The 20789-nt window shown below is 59.5% G+C and carries 20 protein-coding genes; 18 read left to right on the top strand and 2 right to left on the bottom strand.

Annotated elements, in window-relative coordinates; genetic code table 11:
• Positions 1-26 precede the first annotated feature (26 nt).
• The 9 genes from BSL82_RS09535 (at position 27) to BSL82_RS09495 (ending at position 11598) form a co-directional block, all read left to right on the top strand.
• Positions 27-458 (top strand): hypothetical protein, encoded by a 432-nt coding sequence (locus BSL82_RS09535; RefSeq protein WP_072597130.1) that lies wholly within the window; start codon positions 27-29, stop codon positions 456-458.
• The gene (locus BSL82_RS09530) at positions 458-1102 is read left to right on the top strand and encodes a phage connector family protein (protein ID WP_072597128.1); all 645 of its coding nucleotides are present in this window, start codon (positions 458-460) and stop codon (positions 1100-1102) included. The genes BSL82_RS09535 and BSL82_RS09530 overlap by 1 nt, the downstream gene beginning before the upstream one ends.
• Positions 1042-3744, top strand: a complete 2703-nt coding sequence (locus BSL82_RS09525; protein WP_226998416.1) for a phage tail protein — start codon at positions 1042-1044, stop codon at positions 3742-3744. The genes BSL82_RS09530 and BSL82_RS09525 overlap by 61 nt, the downstream gene beginning before the upstream one ends.
• Entirely contained in the window at positions 3741-4106 is a 366-nt protein-coding gene (locus tag BSL82_RS09520; protein ID WP_072597125.1) for a hypothetical protein, read from the top strand. Before BSL82_RS09525 ends, BSL82_RS09520 begins: the two co-directional genes overlap by 4 nt.
• Positions 4106-4549 (top strand): hypothetical protein, encoded by a 444-nt coding sequence (locus BSL82_RS09515; protein WP_072597123.1) that lies wholly within the window; start codon positions 4106-4108, stop codon positions 4547-4549. Before BSL82_RS09520 ends, BSL82_RS09515 begins: the two co-directional genes overlap by 1 nt.
• Positions 4549-6549, top strand: a complete 2001-nt coding sequence (locus BSL82_RS09510) for a hypothetical protein (protein ID WP_158010789.1) — start codon at positions 4549-4551, stop codon at positions 6547-6549. Before BSL82_RS09515 ends, BSL82_RS09510 begins: the two co-directional genes overlap by 1 nt.
• 392 nt (positions 6550-6941) lie before the next feature.
• Positions 6942-8837, top strand: coding sequence for a glycosyl hydrolase 108 family protein (locus tag BSL82_RS09505; RefSeq protein ID WP_226998415.1), 1896 nt, complete (start codon positions 6942-6944; stop codon positions 8835-8837).
• Positions 8834-11254, top strand: a complete 2421-nt coding sequence (locus tag BSL82_RS09500; RefSeq protein ID WP_072597119.1) for a hypothetical protein — start codon at positions 8834-8836, stop codon at positions 11252-11254. Before BSL82_RS09505 ends, BSL82_RS09500 begins: the two co-directional genes overlap by 4 nt.
• Positions 11251-11598 (top strand): hypothetical protein, encoded by a 348-nt coding sequence (locus tag BSL82_RS09495; RefSeq protein ID WP_072597118.1) that lies wholly within the window; start codon positions 11251-11253, stop codon positions 11596-11598. Before BSL82_RS09500 ends, BSL82_RS09495 begins: the two co-directional genes overlap by 4 nt.
• Here the strand turns inward: BSL82_RS09495 and BSL82_RS20455 are convergent.
• Positions 11595-12041 (bottom strand): hypothetical protein, encoded by a 447-nt coding sequence (locus tag BSL82_RS20455; protein WP_158010788.1) that lies wholly within the window; start codon positions 12039-12041, stop codon positions 11595-11597. The two genes, BSL82_RS09495 and BSL82_RS20455, sit on opposite strands and share 4 nt — an antisense overlap.
• Before the next feature lie 173 nt (positions 12042-12214).
• Here BSL82_RS20455 and BSL82_RS09490 point away from each other — a divergent pair, with 173 nt between their 5' ends.
• The 9 genes from BSL82_RS09490 to BSL82_RS09455 all read left to right on the top strand — a co-directional run bounded on the left by BSL82_RS09490 (position 12215) and on the right by BSL82_RS09455 (position 19818).
• Positions 12215-14005 carry a glycosyl hydrolase family 28-related protein gene (locus BSL82_RS09490; protein ID WP_072597117.1) on the top strand — a complete coding sequence of 597 codons (1791 nt, stop codon included), beginning with the start codon at positions 12215-12217 and terminating at the stop codon, positions 14003-14005.
• A gap of 59 nt (positions 14006-14064) precedes the next feature.
• Positions 14065-14466 (top strand): hypothetical protein, encoded by a 402-nt coding sequence (locus BSL82_RS09485; protein WP_072595557.1) that lies wholly within the window; start codon positions 14065-14067, stop codon positions 14464-14466.
• Positions 14467-14476: 10 nt separating this feature from the next.
• Positions 14477-15796, top strand: coding sequence for a hypothetical protein (locus BSL82_RS09480; RefSeq protein WP_072597116.1), 1320 nt, complete (start codon positions 14477-14479; stop codon positions 15794-15796).
• 97 nt (positions 15797-15893) lie between these two features.
• Positions 15894-16916 carry an IS1595 family transposase gene (locus BSL82_RS09475; protein ID WP_048575010.1) on the top strand — a complete coding sequence of 341 codons (1023 nt, stop codon included), beginning with the start codon at positions 15894-15896 and terminating at the stop codon, positions 16914-16916.
• A 29-nt stretch (positions 16917-16945) separates the two neighbouring features.
• The gene (locus BSL82_RS09470) at positions 16946-18316 is read left to right on the top strand and encodes a LamG-like jellyroll fold domain-containing protein (protein WP_072597115.1); all 1371 of its coding nucleotides are present in this window, start codon (positions 16946-16948) and stop codon (positions 18314-18316) included.
• A 14-nt stretch (positions 18317-18330) separates the two neighbouring features.
• On the top strand, positions 18331-18519 hold the full coding sequence (locus tag BSL82_RS09465) for a hypothetical protein (RefSeq protein WP_072597114.1): 189 nt from the start codon (positions 18331-18333) through the stop codon (positions 18517-18519).
• Positions 18512-19111 carry a glycoside hydrolase family 108 protein gene (locus tag BSL82_RS09460; RefSeq protein WP_072597113.1) on the top strand — a complete coding sequence of 200 codons (600 nt, stop codon included), beginning with the start codon at positions 18512-18514 and terminating at the stop codon, positions 19109-19111. Before BSL82_RS09465 ends, BSL82_RS09460 begins: the two co-directional genes overlap by 8 nt.
• A 10-nt stretch (positions 19112-19121) precedes the next feature.
• Complete coding sequence (locus BSL82_RS21545; protein ID WP_257786766.1) at positions 19122-19250, top strand: hypothetical protein; 129 nt, start codon at positions 19122-19124, stop codon at positions 19248-19250.
• Positions 19251-19356: 106 nt separating this feature from the next.
• Entirely contained in the window at positions 19357-19818 is a 462-nt protein-coding gene (locus tag BSL82_RS09455) for a hypothetical protein (RefSeq protein WP_158010786.1), read from the top strand.
• 406 nt (positions 19819-20224) lie between these two features.
• Here BSL82_RS09455 and BSL82_RS09445 read toward each other — a convergent pair whose 3' ends face one another.
• Positions 20225-20773 carry a hypothetical protein gene (locus BSL82_RS09445; RefSeq protein WP_158010598.1) on the bottom strand — a complete coding sequence of 183 codons (549 nt, stop codon included), beginning with the start codon at positions 20771-20773 and terminating at the stop codon, positions 20225-20227.
• Positions 20774-20789 lie beyond the last annotated feature (16 nt).

The raw sequence follows: 20789 nt of genomic DNA, 5'->3' as shown, positions 1-20789 counted from the left end.
TTTGCTTGTGAAGAAACGGAGAAAACATGGCGACGCACAAACTAAGCCCGGCCAAGCTGCAAGCGGCCGAACACTATCGCACGCGCTATGCTGCGGTGGTTGATGACGGAACCACGGTAGAAGACCTCCAGCGGCCCGAATTCTGGTGTCATGTGGCGGGCAGAATGCGCCAGATGGATGTGATCGAGGTGCTGTCTGAGGATGGTTCCTATTTCGCCGAACTGCTTGTGCTGAAGACCGGCGTTGGTTTCGCCAAGGTCATGCTCCTTCGCAAGGTCGATCTGGAAACACCGGCAGCGGACGACGACGCTTCGCTTGTGCAGGTTCAGTGGAAAGGCCCCCACCGCAAACACGCTGTCATCCGCAAGAGCGATGGGGAAATCCTGAAGGACAGTTTCGCCACCAAGGTCGATGCGGAGACGTTCGCGCGCGACTATGAGCGGACGGTCACGGCCTGATGCCTACTCAGCTTTCCCTCTATAACGCCGCGCTAAGGCTGTTGGGGGAAAGAAAGCTCGCGTCCCTGTCTGAGAACAGGGAGCCGCGCCGGCTGCTCGACGCGGTGTGGGACAATGGCGCGACCGAAGGTGCGGTGAAGCATTGCCTCCAGCTCGGCCAATGGACCTTTGCCATGCGGACGGCGATGGTGGACTATTCGCCATCGGTTGAACCCTCATTCGGCTATCGCAGGGCGTTCGATCAGCCGGCCGACATGGTGAAGCTGTCGGCGATCTGCTCCGATGAGTATTTCAAGCAACCGCTGCTGGAATATGCCGATGAGCGGCAATACTGGTACGCGGATCTCGACACGATCTATGTCCGCTATGTCTCCAACGGCGCGGACTATGGCGCTGATCTCTCGCTGTGGCCGGAAAGCTTCACCAAGGTTGTGGAAGCCTATCTCGCTGCGGAGATTTGCGAGAACCTGACGCAGAGCGAAACCAAGCTGCAAAGCGTTGAGAAGAAGTTTTCGACGGCGCTCAAGTCCGCCCGCTCGCTCGATGCGATGAACAAGCCGACCGCATTCATGCCGGTTGGATCATGGGCCGGGTCCAGGTCGGGGCGCTTCTCCCATCGCCGTTCGCTCTGGAGCGGCAACTGATGGGCAGGCAGAACGTCGAACTGCTTGCGTTCAACCGGGGCCTTATCTCCCCGCTGGCGCTTGCCCGTACGGACTTCAAGCGTACGGCATGGTCTGCAGAAGAACAGACGAACTGGATGCCTCGTGCGTTGGGTTCGATGATGCTCCGGCCGGGCCTTGAATATACCGGGGCGACGAAAAGCAACAACCAGTCGATCACGATCCCCTTCGTGTTCTCCACCGATGACACGGCGCGGATCGAGATAACGAACTCACTGATGCGGGTCTGGGTGGATGACGCGCTTGTAACCCGGCCTTCAGTGACCACGACGGTCAGCAACGGGACGTTCACCAGCGACCTGACGGGCTGGACCGATGTTGATGGAGGTTCCGCAACATCCGCCTGGGCGACGGGTGGCTATATGTCCCTTATCGGATCCGGGACGGCCTCTGCGCGCCGAAGGCAGCAAGTCACCGTGTCCAGTACAGGCGTTCGCCATGCGCTCAACATCGTGATCGCGCGTGGGCCTGTCATTCTCCGCGTCGGTTCCACGGCTGGTGGTGATGAGTATATCTCACAAACCACGCTCATGACCGGCTCTCATTCGCTGGCATTCACCCCGTCCGGCGATTTCTACATCGACTTTCAGAACTTCAAGCAGGCCGCCTCGCTCGTGGATAGCGTGGCTGTCGCCTCCTCGGGCGTGATGGAACTGACAGCCCCCTGGGCGACCGCCGACCTCAACAAGATCAGGTGGGACCAATCGGGCGATGTGGTGTTCGTTGCCTGTGACGGGTATCAGCAAAGGCGCATCGAGCGCCGGGCATCCGATAGCTGGTCTGTTGTCGTCTATCAGAGCGACAACGGCCCTTTCATGATCCAGAACACCGGGCCTGTTACCATCACCCCGTCTGCTGTTTCCGGGGATATAACGCTTACTGCATCGGCCGCTCTGTTCACATCGGGCAATGTCGGCACGCTCTATCGCCTGACGCAGAGCGGACAAAGCCAGTCGGCATCCCTCACCGGGGCTGATCAATATTCATCCTCTATCCGGGTGATCGGGGTAGGGGCCGCGCGCAGCTTCATCGTAACCCTCACCGGTACATGGTCCGCGACCATCACCCTGCAATACTCGACGGACGATGCAACGTGGGTTGATAGTGCTTCTGGTTCGTATGTGACCAATGGCTCCGTTGCCTATGATGACACGCTGGACAACCAGATCATCTATTACCGGATCGGCATCAAGTCCGGGAACTACACATCCGGCACGGCTGAAGCGACGCTTTCCTATACCAATGGCTCGCAGACGGGCATCGCTCGCGTCACTGGATACACCAATTCCACCACAGTCAGCGCCGCCGTTCTGGATTCCTTCGGGAAAACATCCGCCGCGACTGACTGGTCCGAAAGCTATTGGTCCGCAAGGCGAGGTTATCCCACTTCCGTTGCGATCTATGAAGGCCGCATGTGGTGGGCTGGGCGCGACCGGATATGGGGGTCCGTTTCCGACAGTTATGATAATTACGACGATGAGACGGAAGGCGATTCAGGGCCGCTCAATCGGTCGATCGGGCGCGGGCCTGTGGATAATATCAACTGGATCATTCCCGCCCAGAGATTGCTTCTGGGGGCAGAGGGTTCGGTGTGGTCGGTGCGCTCAACATCGCTTGATGAACCGCTGACGCCTTCGAACTTCAACCTGAAGGAAATCACCGATCAGGGTACGGCCGCTTCGGTCAATGCGGTGAAGGTCGATACATCGTGCGTATTCCTTCAGCGTTCGTCCGTCCGGGTGTTTGAATCGAGCTATGACGCCAGTACCTATGACTATGCGGCGACGGAACTGACCAAGCATATCCCGGAAGCCGGGGAGCCTTCGATCATCCGCATTGCCGTCCAGCGCCAGCCTGAGACGCGGGTGCATTATGTTCGTTCCGATGGGTCGGTGGTGATCCAGCTTCTCGACAAGGGCGAGGAAATCAATTGCTGGGTGCCGTTTGAAACCGATGGTGATGTGGAGGACATCTGCATCCTGCCGGGCACGGTAGAGGATCAGGTCTATTACACGGTGAAGCGGACGATCAACGGTTCCACGGTGCGCTATCACGAGAAATGGGCGCTGGAGAGCGAATGCGCTGGGGGAACCCTGAACAAGCAGGCCGATAGCTTCCTGACCGGCTCTGGTTCCGTGACCGGGCTGGATCATCTGGAGGGCGAGGAAGTCGTTGTCTGGGCCGATGGCGAATATCAGGGGGCCTTCACGGTATCCAGTGGGGCGATCGGCGAAACCTTCACGTCATGGGTTGCGGGGCTTCCCTATGAGGCGACGTTCAAATCGACGAAAATGGCCTATGCTGTTGATGCGGGTTCGGCCCTGACCATGAAGAAGCGCATCCACAAGCTGGGCATCATCGCGAAGAACATTCACCCCCAGGGACTGCAATACGGCCCCGACTTCGACAATCTCGACGATCTGCCGCTGACCGAAGATTATGACGACGTTGATCAGACCGCCGTGCGTGCGGCCTATGATGAGGAAATGTTCAGCTTCGCGGGTTCGTGGGATACTGACAGCCGCTTGTGCCTGAAGGCGACGGCTCCCAAGCCTGTGACCCTGTTGGCATGTGTCGTCGGCATGGCGGCGCATAGCGAATGATCACAACGCGCCCTGCCACTGCGGCGGACGTAAAAGCGATGTACCCGGAACACACGGCGAGCTTTCGCGCATGGGTGGTTGAACTGGGCGGGGAAGCGAAGGGCATCATCGGAATAGCTCTTTACCGCCCGATCGCCTGCCTGTTCTCCGCCTTTGAAGAAGAACTGCGGCCGCATCTGAAAAAGCCCGCCGTTCTGAGACTGATCAAGAAGGTGGAAGCCGTGGTGAACAAGAGCCGGGTTCCTGTTCGTGCGGTGGCTGATCCGAACGAACCGACAGCGCCTAAATTGCTGGAGCGGCTCGGCTTTGAATATATCGGCGAAATCGATGGCGACGCCGTTTATGAACATGGGGGTGCCTGATGGCGCAACTGGCAGGCGCGGCGGCAATCGGCGGCACACTTCTGGACGCCGGGGGAACGATCCTCAGTTCACGGGCACAGGCGAAGGATCTGAAGCGCCAGGCTGGACAGCTTGACGATCAGGCCGGGGATACCCGCGCGTCATCGCAAAGGGCGGCCAGAGAGGAGCGCAGGCAGGCAAGGCTTGCGTCTTCCCGTGGGCTTGCGGTGGCCGCTGCATCTGGTGGCGGGGCGTCTGACCCTACCGTTGTGAACATGATGGCCGATCTCGAGGGCGAGGGGGAATACCGGGCATTGTCTGCGATGTACGAGGGCGAAACACAGGCCCGGCAATATGAGGCGGAAGCCCAAGCGCGGCGGAAAGAGGCGAAGAATGTGAAGCGGGCCGGGTTGTTCAAAGCCGGTTCTACAATTCTCTCCGGTGCTTCGAAAGCGTTTGCTTGATGCCTAGACTTCCTACAGTCGATGATCTCGGCGCACGTCCCGTCCCGCAGTCGCGGCGTGGGGTTGTGTCCGTCCGCAATGCCGGGGCCGTGGGCGATGCCCTGTCCGATGTGGGGCAGACGGTCGCCAATACCGGGTTTGAGATGCAGGAGGCGGAGGACCAGCTTCAGGCGGCCCGTGCCCGATCGCAGTATCTGACGGAAAAGATCGCTCTGGATTCCGAGGTCGAGCAGGATCAGGACCACGAGACGCTTGAAAAGCGGTACACCGAGCGCCTGAACAAGATCGGGCAAACGACCGCACAGATGATCCGCAGCCCAAGAGCGCGGGCGCTCTACGAGCAGGACATAAAAACCGACGCAGCCCGTGGCATGGCGACGATCAAGAGCCATGTCTTTACCAAAAAAAAGGACGCAGGCAGGGCGGGCCTTGCCGAGACGATGCAGACGAACCGCGAGGCGGCGCTTGCGTCACCCAATGAAGCGGATGCGACGGCGCTTCTGGAAAGCACTACCCAGGCCATCACGGCAGCACGGGAAGCCGGTTACATCTCGGTGCAGGAAGAAGTCTCCCAGCGCCAACAGTTCGTTGAAAGCTATGCCAAGGGGCGGTTGACCCTGCTTCCGGACGCCAAGCAGGTCGAGACGCTCACCCGCTCGTTGGAAACCGACAAGACCGGGACGTGGACCGACTTCATTCCGCGCGACCAACGTGAGGTATTGCGCGATCAGGCCGCAACGCGCCTTCGCGCGGAGGAGCGCGCCCGCCGCGCCGAGCAAAAGCTGATTGCCCAGGAAGAGATCGACGAAGCCGAGGAAATCGCCCGCCTGACATCGGACGGGGTGCCAGTACCGCAGGACCAGATTGACAGGGCGATCAAGGTCGCCGAGGCAAACAGCAAGGACGCGCTCGCCTACCGCCTTCGGGTAAGCGGCCTGAAGACCAAACTCTCCACGGAATACAAGGCCTCCACCCCATCCGAACTACAGGACGACATCAACGCCCTGTCCGCGAAGATCACGCAGTCGGGTGGAAGCGCCGAACTCTCTGACATCGTGGCCCGCGACCATTTGATCACGCTCAAGAACAACGCGCAGACGGCGTTGAACGATGACCCCCTGTCATGGGCGGCCGGGGCATGGGGAGTGGAAATCCCACCGCTTAACTGGGATGACCCAAGGACACTTGGAGAGCGGCTGAGGCTTGCAAGAACCGTATCCAAACGCACCGGAGCGCCTGTGCGGCCGCTCACAGACGAAGAAGCCGATGGACTCAAGGTTGAACTGGATCGTGGCGCGGCTGGCAAGCTGGAGGTTCTTGAACAGGTCAAAGCCTTTGGGCCAACGGGGGCCGTTGCCGCTGCCCGACAGATAGCCCCGGATGACGGAGCGTTCCGGATAGCAGCCGGTCTTTCCACTCTACCAAGCACGGGCGCTGCGAAGAATGTCTCCCGGGACATCATCATCGGCGAGGATGCTCTGAAGGCAAACCCCGGCCTTTGGGACAAGCAGGAGGCTGATCGCATTGCTGGTGAAATCGCTACTCCCGCGATGCGCCTGTTGCCTCCTGACATGCGGGCAGGCGTTCTGGACGCGGCGAAGAACATCTACGCGACAAGGCTTTCGCGCATTGGCGCTGCGCGCTGGCAGGGGCAGGATTGGCCGCAAGCAATCAGCGCGGCATTGGGTGGCTACAAGGATTCAGCAGGAACGATGCGCGGCGGACTTGGCAGTTGGAAGGGGGAGATGATCATCCTTCCCACGGGCGTCTCTCAGACAGAGATGGACACGGCCATTGCCCGCGCCGACGAAACGAAGTTTGCGCTTGCCGGAGGCGGCAAGCCGGTGTGGAGCAACGGTGCACCTGTCCCGCTCTCCAGACTGAAGCAGATGGACCTGGTTGCGGAAGGTGATGGCGTCTATCGCCTGTTTGATGGGCGCGGGTTCATCGCCCGCGAAGATGGGCAGCCGTTCCGTCTCGATGTGCGGAAACTGCGCTAATGGGTATCTTTGAGGCGTTCGATCCCGTTGACGTGCCGTTTTCCCCGGCTTCGCCGCCGCCCGATGTGGGGTTCGGCACGGAAAGCCTGAAGGCGGGATGGAAGGCGGGTAACGCCGGTACGGATTGGGGGCTGCATCAAGCCCGCTATGAAGGCGACGTGCTTGGCGCTTTCGATGCAGCCTTGAAGGCGAAGGGGCTGAAGGCCCCGCAATATGATCATTATCTCGCCCGTGAAGCAGGTAGACTTAGCAGGACCGGGGGAAAGCTTCTTCCGCAGCACAAGGCGGCACTGGACGCCGATCGGCAGTTCTGGGGGCTTGTGGCGCAAGCGCGGCAGGATGACCCAAGGTTCCTGCCGGAGTTTTCCGGCGTCAACGACCAGACGACCTTGATGGAAACCGCATACGCCCGCCGCAACAAGGACGAACAGGAGGCGGGGGCAGTCTATGAGCGTTCGACCATCGGCGGCAAGGCCGCATACTGGCTGGGCGCGCTGGGAACGGCTTCGACAGATCCATTGTCCTATGTGCCTATAGGGGGTGGGGTCACTAAGGCCGCGACGTTAACCGGAAAAATTCTTGGCACTGCGGCGCGTGAGGCGGCGATCAATGCCGGGGTCACGCTGGCGCTGGAACCCTTGACCCAGATAGACGCGAAAGAGCGAGGGCAGGATCGCGGGGCAGGCGATGTGGCTGTGGACATGGGGGTTGCGGCGGCGTTCGGTGGCCTCCTGGGTGCTGGCGAGGCGGGACTGACGATCGCCCTGTCCAGACCGAAGCAAGGCAGGGCAGCGGTTGACGGTCTTGTTGAAGCAATAGGCCCCGACCGATTGACGCCAGACGAAAAGGCGGCGGTGCAGGTTGTCACGCGCGAGCTGGACATCAAGGAAGCCAGCCCATTCGTTCAGACCCCTGCCGGAGATGCGGCGCATGGCGCGAGACTGACCACTGCGATCAATGCTTTGGAAATGGACCGCCCGGTTCCGGACTTCAAAACCCCGTCCGCCGCACCTGATTTTGATGACATCGCCAGCTTTGTCATTGACGATTTGGAGGGCGGCGAAACCCGCGTGGTGGATAGTGGCGGCGTCACTCGGTACGGCATTTCCAAGAATGCCAACCCCGATGTTGACGTTGAGAACCTGACGCGCGCCGAGGCGCTGCAAATCTACAAGAACCGCTATTGGCAGCCTCTTGGTCTGGATCGTCTCGACGGTCGGTCGGCTACGGTGCTGTTTGACACGGCGGTCAACCACGGCGTCGGCAAGGCCAAGATTCTATGGGAGAGGGCGGGGCGTTCGGTCGAAGGCTTGATTGAACTCCGTCGTAAGGAATACGCCCGTCTTTCTGCCAAGCCGGAATATGCCAAATACACCAAGGGGTGGGAAAACAGGCTTGAGGCGCTGGAGGCCCGTATCGACGCGGAGCCGGCCATTCGAGCGGACATCATCAAAACCGCAGATGGGTTTTCGGTCACTCCGGAATCCGCTGGAGAACCCGTCAGCATCCCAGTGGTGCAGGAGTCTGCTTTCGGACCAGTCCACAGCGACTTGGCCGGTAACTGGACTGCGGCGGTAGAGCGTCTGAAGACGGATCAGATTGGCGAGGTTCCTGCCGCGCTTTCGCATCCTGAAATCGGCCCGATCGATCTTGTGTGGGGTGAAGCCGGGACGAACAAGAGCGACGGCTTTGGCCTTGCAAAGCTGACAAAGTTCCACCCGGAAGTCGTTGAAAATCTCCCCGAGATTATCGCCGGGATGACCGTACAGAGCGAAAGCGCAAATCGTATCCGGCTGGAAAGCCCAACCCATGAGGCGGCTGTTCGTCTGGATTGGGACAACCAGCAAAAGACTTGGCTCCTGACCGCCTATGAGAAAGGCAAGAGGGCCGGGGCTAGGCTGGAAAAGATGACGCCCCCGCTGGCACCGGACGACGGACTTGGTGCCAAGGTAGGACAGGAAGGCTCCCCTGTCCGCGAGGGCGAGCCGATAATAACGGAAAGCGCGCCGGAAGCCAAGGCCGATCAAACGATCACTCAGCGCGACACGACTGAAGTCGCGAACATCGATGCTGAAGTAAAGTCGCTGTCTGGCTATAGCGAAGTGTCATCCCCGGAGGCGCGTGCGCAGACCGATAGCGTTGAGCACGACCTGCTGGGGTTTACGGACAGGGACGGCAACCTTGCCTTTCAGATCGGGGAGGAGGGGCCTTTGAAAACGTTGGACGATGTACTTCGAGAGGCGGAGGCGGAGCAAGCCGCTATTGATGCGGCGAGGCGCTGCCTGTGAGCCTCAAGGTCTGTATCCCGCAAATGCTTGAGCGGGGCGAAGTCACCCCGGAACAAGCCGCGCAGATGGAGGAACTATACGACTCCCTTGAGCGTGAGTATGCGCGCCAGATGGGGGCTGCCGCTGCCGCCGCCAAGGCGAGCGAGGAAACTCTGACCAGACTTGAGGCGGAGGCATTGACGCGCAAGCGACAGGCGCTGCTCCAGATTTCTGCCCAGCAGCAGGCGTTGGAGAACATCAAAAGCTTTGACGGCCCTGTTGGCACCGCCGCGCTCGCCATGATCGACCAGGACAGCCGCGCGCAGTATTCCAATGTGGAAGGCCGCAGGAAGGCTGTTGTCGGTCGCGCCCATGCCATGATGGAAGGCGTTCTTGCCAAGCACCGCAGGACATTGATCGGAAGGGTTAGAGACCCCGCCGGACTGACGGATATTGTGCGGGAGTTGTTTGGAGCTGACACCGGCAATCTAGCGGCGAAGGAACTTGCGGACGCCTGGCGTCAGACGGCGGAGATGCTCCGCACGCGGTTCAATGCCGCTGGCGGCGCGATTGGCAAGCTTGAGGGCTGGGGTATGCCCCAAAGCCATGACAGCTTTAAGGTTCGGAGGGCGGGCTTCCAGTCATGGTATGATTTCATCCTGCCCAGACTCGATCCGGAACGGATGATCGACGACATCACAGGCAGGCCCTTCACCGCCGAAGGCTTGAGAGAGGCGCTCACCCACGTCTATGAAACCATCCGAACCGAGGGGTGGGCGGATCGGGCGCCGGGGACAGTCGGCGGGAAGAAGCTCGCAAACAAGCGGGCGGATGAACGCTTCTTGGTGTTCAAGGATGCCGATAGCTGGCTTTCGTATCAGGAATCGTTTGGGTCGGCGACGCCATTTGATTCCATGATGGGCCACATCTCGGGAATGAGCCGGGACATTGCCATGATGGAGATACTTGGTCCAAGCCCCAAGGCTACCGTTCGCTGGCTTCAGGACGTTATTCAGAAGGATGCCGCTCTCGGGGCTGGAGATAATATAGACGCCGCCAGTTCGTCTGTTCGTCAGTTGCAAGCAATGTTCGACACCGTTTCGGGAGCAGCGCAAACCCCTGTAAGCCAGAAGATGGCGCGACGTTTTTCGGGTATCCGCTCTGTTCTCACGTCGGCCATGCTCGGATCGGCGGCGATTTCAGCGACTACCGATACCGCATTCCAGGCCGTAACGCGCAGATTCAATGGGCTTCCGGTGGCAGGAGCGATCACCGGCTATCTGAAATTGCTTCGCCCGACCATGACGGCGGATCAGAAAGTTGCGATCAGGCTGGGGCTTATCGCTGAGGAAGCGTCGAAAATGGCGGCTTCGCAGAACCGCTATATCGGGGAGAGCGTCGGACCTGAACTTGCCTCGCGTCTCGCCGATGGCATTCTGCGCGCATCCGGGCTTTCGGCGTGGACACAGGCCGGCAGATGGGCGTTTGGCATGGAGTTCCTCGGTCACATTGCGGACCAGTCGGGGAAGAACATGGACGCGCTGGACCCGGCGTTCCGTCGTGCGTTGCAGCGCTACGGGATTAGCCCGGAAGATTGGGATGTGATCCGGACCACCGAGCAATATAAGCATGGTGGCGCGTCGTTCCTTCGTCCGGAGGATGTGGCAGACCAGCGCCTTGGTGACCGGCTGTTGGAAATGGTTCTGACCGAGACGGATTTCGCCGTACCATCTGCTACTGTGCGGGCGCGCTCAGTTATGAACGTTGAGCGGCCCGGCACATGGATGGGTGAGATTGCGCGCTCAGCCTTGTTGTTCAAGTCGTTCGGGGTGTCGATGTTGCTAACTCACGGCCGCCGCACGATGGAGCAGCAAGGATTTAGCCGGTTGCAGTATGCCGCCGGACTGGCGATCACAACAACCCTAATGGGGGCGCTGGCCTTGCAGTTGAAGGAAATCGCCAAGGGCCGTGACCCACGCCCCATGAATGACCAGAAGTTCTGGGGTGCTGCGTTGTTGCAGGGTGGCGGATTTGGCATTTTCGGGGACTTCATCACGTCAACGGAAAATCGCTTCGGCGGTGGCCTTAGCGGAACGATGGCCGGGCCTGTGGTTGGCGCTGTCGGCGATGCGATTACTTTGACGGCCGGCAATGCATGGGAGACCTATCAGGGCAAGGACATGCGGCTTGGCCGCGATATGGTGAAGTTTGCCAAGCGGTACACACCGGGCGGCTCTCTGTGGTATGCGCGGCTTGCATTTGAGCGTACAATGCTTGACCAGATGCAGGCGATGGTAGACCCAGAATATTACGAGGCGTTCAGCCGTGTGGAGAAATATGCTCGCGAGACTGGGCAGGAATACTGGTGGCGGCCGGGAGAGGTTGGGCCTGATCGTGCGCCTGACATGGAAACCGCGCTAGAGGAAATGCCGGATTGAGCCGCGTTCAGTTCTGGTTGGCCATCGTGGCCCTGATATTCGCCACCGCATGGTATCTGGGCGGAAATTTCGCTTGGGGGTTTATTGTGGTTCTGGCGCTTCCGGGGATTTTGCTCGGCCTTGCACTGATCTACAGCATCATCGCCCTTGCCAGAGGGTGGGGGCAGACCATAGCGACCGCTGCCGGGCTAGGCTTTATAGGAGTTGCTGCCCAAGCCTTCGATGAAGGGATCGCAGCGGACGACGCGGCGGGCCTTTTTGCTGTGACATTCGTGTCGGTTATGGCCTTGAAGGGCGTTCAGGTTTGCGTGGAGCCGTGGGTCACACGGCTGATAGACCGTTAGAACTTCTTTGGTGCTGTTTCAGGGTCGTATGCTTCGCACACCCCGGAGAAGTGAGCAGTTCCATTGATTGAGATGTGGCCGGTTGTTCGGTCTATCCGAACGCGCGGCTTGTTCATGAAGTTAAACGATACATTCCCAGTGATTTCGTCAGTTGAGATCGCGAGATTCCGTATCTCCCACCAACCATCAGAGCTTCCAGAGTATATTTGCGGCAGCATCGGGCGCGGGATGCGGATCAATCCGCTGCCATCGATTATCTGAACATTAACCTGGTCATTGAACTGGGTCCGCGTTGTCGATGAGCTGGCGCTTTCTCCGTAGCTCGACGATGAAGACGACGAAGATGAGACCGCCTTGGAACCGTTGCCGAGGCAAATAAGATCAAGCCGCTCCGCCGATGCCGGGGTCGATAGCAAACCAACTACTGCCAACAATCTGAACATCATTCCCTCCTGATCGCCTCTGCATAGCGCGATTTCAGGCCACGCAAAAGCGCGTCAGTATTATGTTAAATCCTTCCGTATCGCAGCACTGTCTGCTATAGGGAAAGGAGAGCGGGAACACCCGCCAAACGAACGCGCGACGATGAATTGAAACCCGAAAATGGGGCGCGTTCATGCCAGCAACCTATACCGATCGCCTTGAGGGGCTGACCACGTCAGTTGCCATCAAGGCTCCCTGCCAAGCGGTCGCCATCGCGAACATCACTCTGACGGGTGAGCAGACCGTCAACGGCGTAGCTGTGGTCGCTGGGGACCGGGTGCTCGCGACCGCGCAGACCAACAATGTCGATAATGGCATTTGGGTTGTGGGCACGGGCACATGGGCGCGCGCAAAGGACTTCGACGGGACGCGCGACGCTGTTCAGGGAACGTTGGTTTCAGTGTTCCTGGGTGGGACGGATAGCGTCCTCTATCAACTGACAACTGCTGATCCGATCGTCATTGGGACGACTGCGCTGACTTTCGAGCCAGCCACATGGTTGAGCCAAGTCGCGTTTGTAACTGCCGATGAGATAAGCGACGACACTTCGGACCTGCAAGCCATCACGGCAAAGCTCCAGTTCCTCCAGTCCGGCACTGGTGCTGTCTCACGCTCGATCCAGTCGAAGCTTCGTGATGGCACAAGCGCGTTCGATTTCCTGACTTCCGCGCAAATTGCGGACGTTGAGGCCGGGACCGCTCTTGAGGACGTGACAACCGTTCTCCAGGCGGCTCTTGACGCACACAAGACGGTCTACCTCCCCAACGGCACCTATCTGGTGAGCGCCAAGCTTATCCCGCAGGTCAAATCTGTCCTGATCGGTGAGAGCGAGAATGGCGTCATCCTCAAGGGCAATCACTCCGGGGCCATCCTTGAATACCCCATCAACAACTTCGATTGCCAGATCAAGAACCTTTCTTTCGCAGGCGATGATTGCACCGGCATTGCAGTGGCGAGTACGGCCGGGACGCTGCACGATTACCTGATCCGTCCGCAGATCGAGTCCTGCCATTTCCATTATGAACTGGCCTACGGGATCAACGCGGACCTGATTTTCTCCCGGCTCAGGAATTGCTCGTTCGGCTATTATGGGACGGGCACCGACAATAACACGATGGTCGGGCTTCGGTCCCACGCCGTCAGCACCAATTACACCAACCTCAACCGGGTTGAGTGCTGCCTGTTCTTTACCGGCACGGACACAATCGCTGCCGTTGATCTCAGTGCGGGCGATAACTGGCTGTTCGATAGCTGCGACTGGGAACAGGGCGGTATTGCGGTCAAGACCGACAATATCCAGCAGTTGCGCTTCGTCAATTGCTGGTTCGAAGGCAATACGGTTTCCACCTCCGCAGGCGGGGTTGTCATCCTGCTCCAGACCGCAACGACGCCGGTCGTTTTCGAGAGCTGCAACTTCGTCAACAACACCTGCTACGCGGTGATCGGATACAGTTCATCGGTGACGGCTGGCGTCGAAATCAAGAACAGCACGATTGCCAAAACGGGTTCGTCCTTCTGCATTTACGACACCGCCACCACAAGCGTGAACTTGCCGACCGATGGCTCTGTTGCGTTCTACAACAACGTCGTCGCTGGGGGTTCCGGTTCCGACAAGCTGGTGTCGGCCCTTGAATACCGGGGCGGCTTTACATCGCCACGCCTTGTCATCGTTGTTGATACGTCCGGCTCGGGAACGATCCTTGCCAGCAACGACCCCGGCGCGACCATTTTCCGCAACGGCGCTGGCGACATTTCCATATCGGCTTCGTCCGCCATGGCCACTTCCACCGACCACGTAGCCGCGATTGGAACGTGGCGCGACGGGGAAGGCGAGGTTCAGGTCACGAACACCACCACTGTCCGCGCGATCAGAAACGATGCCGCGACCGATAACGTCGTGACCGTCGTGGTCTACGGCGCGTGACCCCCTCATCGGGAGCCTGTAGATGTCGCTCCCCTTTCTCCGCCTGAAAGGACTCTCTCATGGCTAACGCGGTCTATCCCCTCTACAAGCAGGCGCTGCTTGATGCTTCGTCGAACGTCGATGTCAACGACGGCACGGTAAAGGTCGCGCTGATCGACACCGGGACATATACCTACAGTTCGGCGCACGACTTTTACGATGATCTCTCCGGGGTTGTCGGGACGCCTCAGACCATTGCCAACACCACGGTCACGAACGGCCTTCTGGACGGCGATAACGTCACCTTTACGGCCCTGAGCGGAAATACCGTCGAAGCTCTGGTGATCTACATCGACACTGGAGTTGCGGGCACGTCCCGGCTTGTTGCGTACATCGATACCGGAGTGACAGGTCTACCGCTCACGCCAAACGGCGGGGACGTGACGATCACCTGGAATGCATCCGGCATCGTGCAGCTTTAGGTAACCCACGGTGGCCGCGCCCGTCCTCGTATCCAGCCACACTGCATATCGCGGTGCGCTGACCATTGCCGGGGACGGTGGGCTTGTCGATCTCGGGTTCATGCTGCTTGCGGTGGGATCTTCCACTCCGACTTCATGGAGCATCACGCTTACATCGGGGACTTCGGGGCACTGGACGACACCGACGGATGGGACGTTTCCAACGCCTACGTCAACGGGCGATACGGCCGATCTCAATGGCGGGCCTTATGTCTTCAATGTCACCGCGACGAATGGCGACGGGACTTCGGGCACCTGCGTCCTGACGATCAATATCAGGGCGGATACCTACACCATATCGGCACAGTCCGACTGGACGGCGGCGAGAGGGGCGTCGAATTCTACGACGCTTTGTGGCAAGACGGCTGAGGTTGCCCGCGCTGCTACTGGTTTCGAGGTCACAAGCCTGCTGGTCAGTCTTCACAACACGACCGCTTCGAACACCAATTACCATATCATCACGAACGAGGATAACGACTACCCGGCACCGATCTATTATGTGCGGCACCGGGATAGCAGCTACGTCAAGTACAACAATCTGTACACGATCACTGACAGGGCTTCAGGGTCGAGCGGGCACTATTTCATCCGCAACGACTTCAACGGCACCGATGTTACGACAATGGTCGAGATCAACGATCCGATCATTCGCGGGCCTGCCGGGGAGGTGGAGAACACCGCGAACGGGATTTACATCTACTTCACGCTTGAAGGCGAGTTCACCGTCCGCAACGCGGACATGACGTGGGTTGCAAACGCCTTCGGCGCAGCGCCGAACACGTTGAAGGTCTACGGCGGCAAGGCGCGCTATTTCACCTCGAACGGCGCTCAGACCAGTTCTGATAGCTTCACGCTTCACGATTTCATCTTCATGTCCCCGATGCGGGACACGTCGAATGGCGTGTTCCCGGATCAAGATCACGTCGACTTCATTCAGTTCTCAGACAACATCGCGGTCGCGCCGGATATGCAGCGCATATGGCTGGTCCATGCCGATGGCACGGCAAGCTGCACCACCCAATCGGGAACGTCGGTCCAAGGCCCCGGCGTGATGAAGAACATCGTCTCGGTGATGGCCAACGAAGGTTATTCGCCGATGATCAATCGCGGCAATAATCTGGAAGTCGCCTGCCTCACCTCGATCAACCAGACCGTCGCTCCCGGTATGAGCCTTACGGCGAACGCTTGGGGAGACAGTTGGACTGAACCCGGCGCTGACGGCGGAGAGCCTTGGGTCCGGTTCGTCAATACCCATACTGCGGTGACGATCGAACCGTGCCTATCCGCTTGACGCATACACCCACTACATCTAGTGGCTGCCTTGTGGCGCGCGCCTGACTTTTCCTGCGGCTTGGTGCCACCCAAAGCGGTTGTAAAGGGTGGGGATTGTGGACGTTCTTGACCGCGACAAGCTGCCGTTCCCGAAATCCCTCCCCGAGTTCCAGCGGCTTTTCCCGGATGATGGCGCTTGCGCGTCCTGGCTTGAAAAAGCTCGCTGGCCTGATGGATTTGCGTGCCCACGCTGTGGCGTCGTCGGCGATCCGTTTCGTTTCACCACTCGGCCTGTCATCCTGATGTGCCGCTCGTGTCGCCGTCAGACCGGCCTGATGGTCGGCACGGCCATGGAACGAAGCCACATCCCGCTCAGCGTGTGGTTCTGGGCCGCTTACCTGGTTGCGAGTCAGACGACCGGCATATCTGCCGTCCAGTTGCAGCGCCAGCTTGGCCTGACCCGGTACGAGACGGCCTTTGGCCTGCTCCATAAACTGCGCGCCGCGATGGTGCGCCCCGATCAGGATCGGATCGGCGGGCAGAGCGGTCAGCATGTCGAGGTCGATGAGACCTGGATCGGCGGGCGAACGCGCGGCGAAGGCCGGGGAACCCACCACAAAACGCTGGTGGTCGCCGCCGTCGAAGTTCGTCACCGGGAGCCTGGCACTGGCCAGGACCGCCGCCGGAACGGACGCTATGCCGGAAGGGTTCGATTGGCCATCGGTGCAGACCGCAGTGCCGGTGCCCTTGGTGGCTTTGTACAGAGCGCGGTCGAGCCGGGAACGCTGGTCATCACCGATGATTGGAGCGGCTATAGCGGGTTGCAGGGCGGCGGTTACGACCATCACGCCATCGCCCAGTGTGGCGACCCGGAGGTGTCCGAAGAGTTCCTGCCCATCGTCCATCTGGTGTTCTCAAACCTCAAAGCGTGGCTCAACGGCATCCACCACGGCGTCAGCACCAAGCATCTGCAAGCCTACCTCAACGAGTTCACTTTCCGCTTCAATCGCCGCTTCTACCCGTTCAACGCCTTCCGATCCCTCCTCGGGATCGCCAGTGATATCGAGGCGCCGACCTTTGCCGAACTCTACTCAGGCCAATGGACCCACCATACCATATCTAGTGGGTGTATGCCTTAAGCGGATAGGCACGGATCGAACGTGTATGGGTGGGCAACAGTGTCGGCGGAACCCTTACCGGGGTCACGCTGGGAGACGGCATCCTCGAATGGTATCGCTACAGCATGGGAGGCGGGGGCCTCCAGGCGGCCTATGATCCATCGCTGGTGTTTCAGGATTACGCGGCGCTTTCGACGATAGACTACACAAGCGCCGATACCGACGCGATCATTGCCGCTCTGAAAGCTGCCCTTTCGCCCGATCCAACCGGTCCCGCGAAGCTCTCCGACAACAGCTATTCGACCGCACTTTATCCGGACGGCGGGTGGAACCTCGCGCTCCCATACGCCACGAAATACACGCTCTCGGCTTCCGTTGCTTCGGTAGAGGCGGACGGCTCGGTCATCATCACCGCGAACCTGCTGGACGAAGACGATGTGTCGGCTGTTCGTGGCGTTGATCTCGTCATTACCCTCACCGAAGGCGGCGCTTCTGGTAATTCCGGCACCTACCAGATCACCATTCCAGCGGGTGAAAGCTCTGGACAGGTCACAGCGACCGACGCCGGTACGGGAACCGGAAGCTGGACCTTCACCGCAACCACACCAACCGATCTCACCGACCCTGCCGCGCTTGACGTGCCGGTGACAGGAGGCAGCATGGCACTTAGCGACACATTCACGGCGACCGATGGAACGCTGGTGACGGCCCGGAACGCCGACAGCGGCCAAGCATGGACCGCGCTCACCGGCAATTTCGTTATCGCCAGCAACCGTATCAGGGCGAACACCTCCACGGTCGTTGTCCAGAACGAATGGACGCCTGCCGCTGCGGAATACGACATCGAAGCTGATTTCTATGTCCACACCACTATTGTGCAAAGCGCGTTCATTGCCGCGCGGATTCAGGACAGCACCAACTACGTCGTTTTCGGATGGCTGAACGGCACCGGCTGGACGATAGGCCACACGGTCAGCGGCTCGTTCACGAACAACAATTCGTCGGGCGATACGCTGTCGGCTGGCACGTCCTACCATCTGAAGGCGGAGGTCCGCGACGGCACCAAGCGGCTGTACGTCGACGGCGTTCTGAAGTGCTCGACTACGGCCAACAACATCACTCCAGCGGGCAAGGTTGGCTTCCGCAATTCGGGCGGCACTCCGGGCGATGCGACCGGCTACCACTGGGACAACCTGGCCGCCACTGACTTGGTGGCCGCCCAGGACCTAACCCCTTCGCTGTTCACCAATAGCCAGACCTTCCACGCGCCTGCGGTGACAGCCACCTACGCGCTGGCTCCGGCATTGGTCACGAATACGCAGACGTTCTTCGCGCCGATCGTCAGCGGGGGCGGGGGGGGCGGTGGAAGCACCGTCTATCGCGGCAGCATGGGCCTCGGCCTTGGTCACATGGGTTTGTAAGTAGGAGTTGCGGGGTGATTGACGATCCAGAAAAGATCAAGAAGGGCGGCGATCTTGTCGCCCTTGGCGTTGCGGCGATGGCGTGGCCGACAACAGCGACAGAATGGGCGGCGCTGCTTTCGTCCATACTCGCCTGCATCTGGTTCATCTGGCGCTTTTATGATCGCTGGAAGTACGGGCCAAAGGGCCGCCGCGATGAGTAAGGCCCGCCTTGTAGGCGCTGCCGCTACGGCGCTCACATCCATTCTGGGGGCAATCTTCGCTGTCGAGGGCGGCTACGTCAATAATCCGCTAGATCCAGGTGGGGAAACTCATCATGGGGTCACAAAGAAAGTGGCTGTCGAAAGCGGCTACACCGGCCCGATGCGCGACCTCACGAAAGAGAAAGCCGCCGCGATCTACGCCAGTCGCTATATCGAAAAGCCGGGCTTTCTGCCACTGGTGGAGCGTGACCGATGGGTTGCCGAGGAAACCATAGACAGCGGCGTGAACTTCGGCCCGTACCGCCCAAGCTGCTGGTTACAGCAGACCCTCAACCATCTGAACGATCGGCAAAGAGATTATCCGGACGTGGTGGTGGATTGCAAGATCGGTCCCGCCACACTTGCGGCTTTCGATGCGCTCCGGAAACGGCGGGGAGACGCCTTAGCTTGCGAACTGGTGGTCAAGCTGATGGATGCCAAGGCGGCGGGCGAATACATGCGCCTTGCTGGCACCAACGCCAATTCGGAAGCCTTCATGGTCGGCTGGACGCGCACGCGCCTCGGCAACGTCGATTTTCGTCAGTGTCGGTAGGAGAACAACCATGCTTGAGAAGCTGAAAGCGATCTTCCGCAAGAAGCGTTGGATTTACCGGAGCAGCATCACAGGCCGCTTTGTGAGCGAAGCCTTCGCGTTGGAGCATCCTGACACGACATACCGGAGGCCGCGATGACCGAGTTTCACGCGGTCGCGATCATCTATCTTCTGGTCTGCGCGGCCTTTGTTGCAGGGCTTATGATGCTGGGGGCGATATGAGACTTCCGAATCCATTGCTGGACGTGGCGGAACTTGCCGCACGCTTCTGGTTCGCCTTTCCCATCATCGGCTTGGGCATTGCCCTGCTCATCACGCGGGGCACGCTGGCAGACGTGAAGGACGATCTCGCCAAGCTACAGCAAGAGACGGCTCAAGTGCTGCTCGTGATCCGGGAAGTCGCGGACAATCCCCGGCTGAAATGGATCGACGCCGGAAAGCAGGTGCGCGCTGTCGGTGATGCGCGGGACCAGTGGAAACGCACATCTGATGCGCAGACCGCAGCCGTCGAAGCGATGGAGGCCGAAACCGCCCGGATGCGCAAGGTTGCGGAAAGCCAGCAAGCGCGCATTGCCAAACTGGTGAGACAGCGCGACCAGCTCGCCAATAAGTTGTCTGCCAACAAGTCCACCGAACGCCTGTCAGATGCAGAGGAGCTACGCCGTGTGGAAAAAACTCTCGACGATTTGTTTCGCGCTAGCTTTTAGCGGGTGCGGCGGTCCTGTCGTCAAGGAAAAGGTGAGCGTTGCCAAAGTGCCCATCGTCGCCAAGTGCACGGCGGATCGCCCAGAGCGACCACAGCGCCTGTCAGACGTGTTTTCGGATGCGGAGTGGCAAAGCCTTGCCCCGCGCGCGAAAACCTCTCAGGTGGCGGCGCAGGGGCTTAGGTGGCAGAACTACGGGGAGCAGATGGACGCGGCGACGGCGGGGTGTCCTTAGGCGTTACGTTTCGAACGATTAATTAATTCCTGAAACCGCAACGTCCGCCGCTGGATCGGTCATCTGACACACATTATCTCAAAAAGTGCGAGAAATCCGGCAAATATGCTCACGACCGCCAACGCGGATGCAAAGTAATATACCACCGCTTTTGGCATCACGCCTTCCGCTCGCCTAGAGTCTCGACGTATCACTATCATAGAAGCTAAGCTGATCGCGACATACTCGCAGCGCCTCTTCGGCCTTGGCGGCGCGTGCTTCTGCTGCGAGCTTTTGCGACAGGAACATATCGAGCTGGTCTTTGTAGGTGGCGGCCAGTGCCTGCGCGTTTCCCATCTGCCTGTGGAGTTCGTTGAAGGCTGCTGTTCGGCTCTCCACCTCTGCCTTTAGTTCCTTGATGGTGGCGGCTGCTTTATAACGCAACTCCATAGTGTGCGCGAAAATCGCGCCAGCGGCCAATTCAAAGTCCAGTTTCCCCAATGGATTATTGTTATAATCTGCATATTGTGGGAGTTCATTCCACGACTTCTCCGTTATCTGAGAAGCAATTGTCTTAGCCCATTTCTGCTTGATATCATCCTTCAAGGACACTGCTCCTAATTCCTCAACCAGATCATCCGCTTTATCTGAGTGGGTGGTCATGGGTGGCTCGCCGCGCTCAGCAAGAGAAGGCGCAGGGTAGGAATACGTGGTGCACTCGCCAAAGTGTTGGATGCCGTCCATGTCGCATTTCGGACAA

Source organism: Tardibacter chloracetimidivorans (assembly GCF_001890385.1).
Taxonomy (GTDB): Bacteria; Pseudomonadota; Alphaproteobacteria; order Sphingomonadales; family Sphingomonadaceae; genus Tardibacter; species Tardibacter chloracetimidivorans.
The sequence above is the reverse complement of the archived record's forward strand: the minus strand, read 5'-3'. Positions and strand labels throughout refer to the sequence as shown.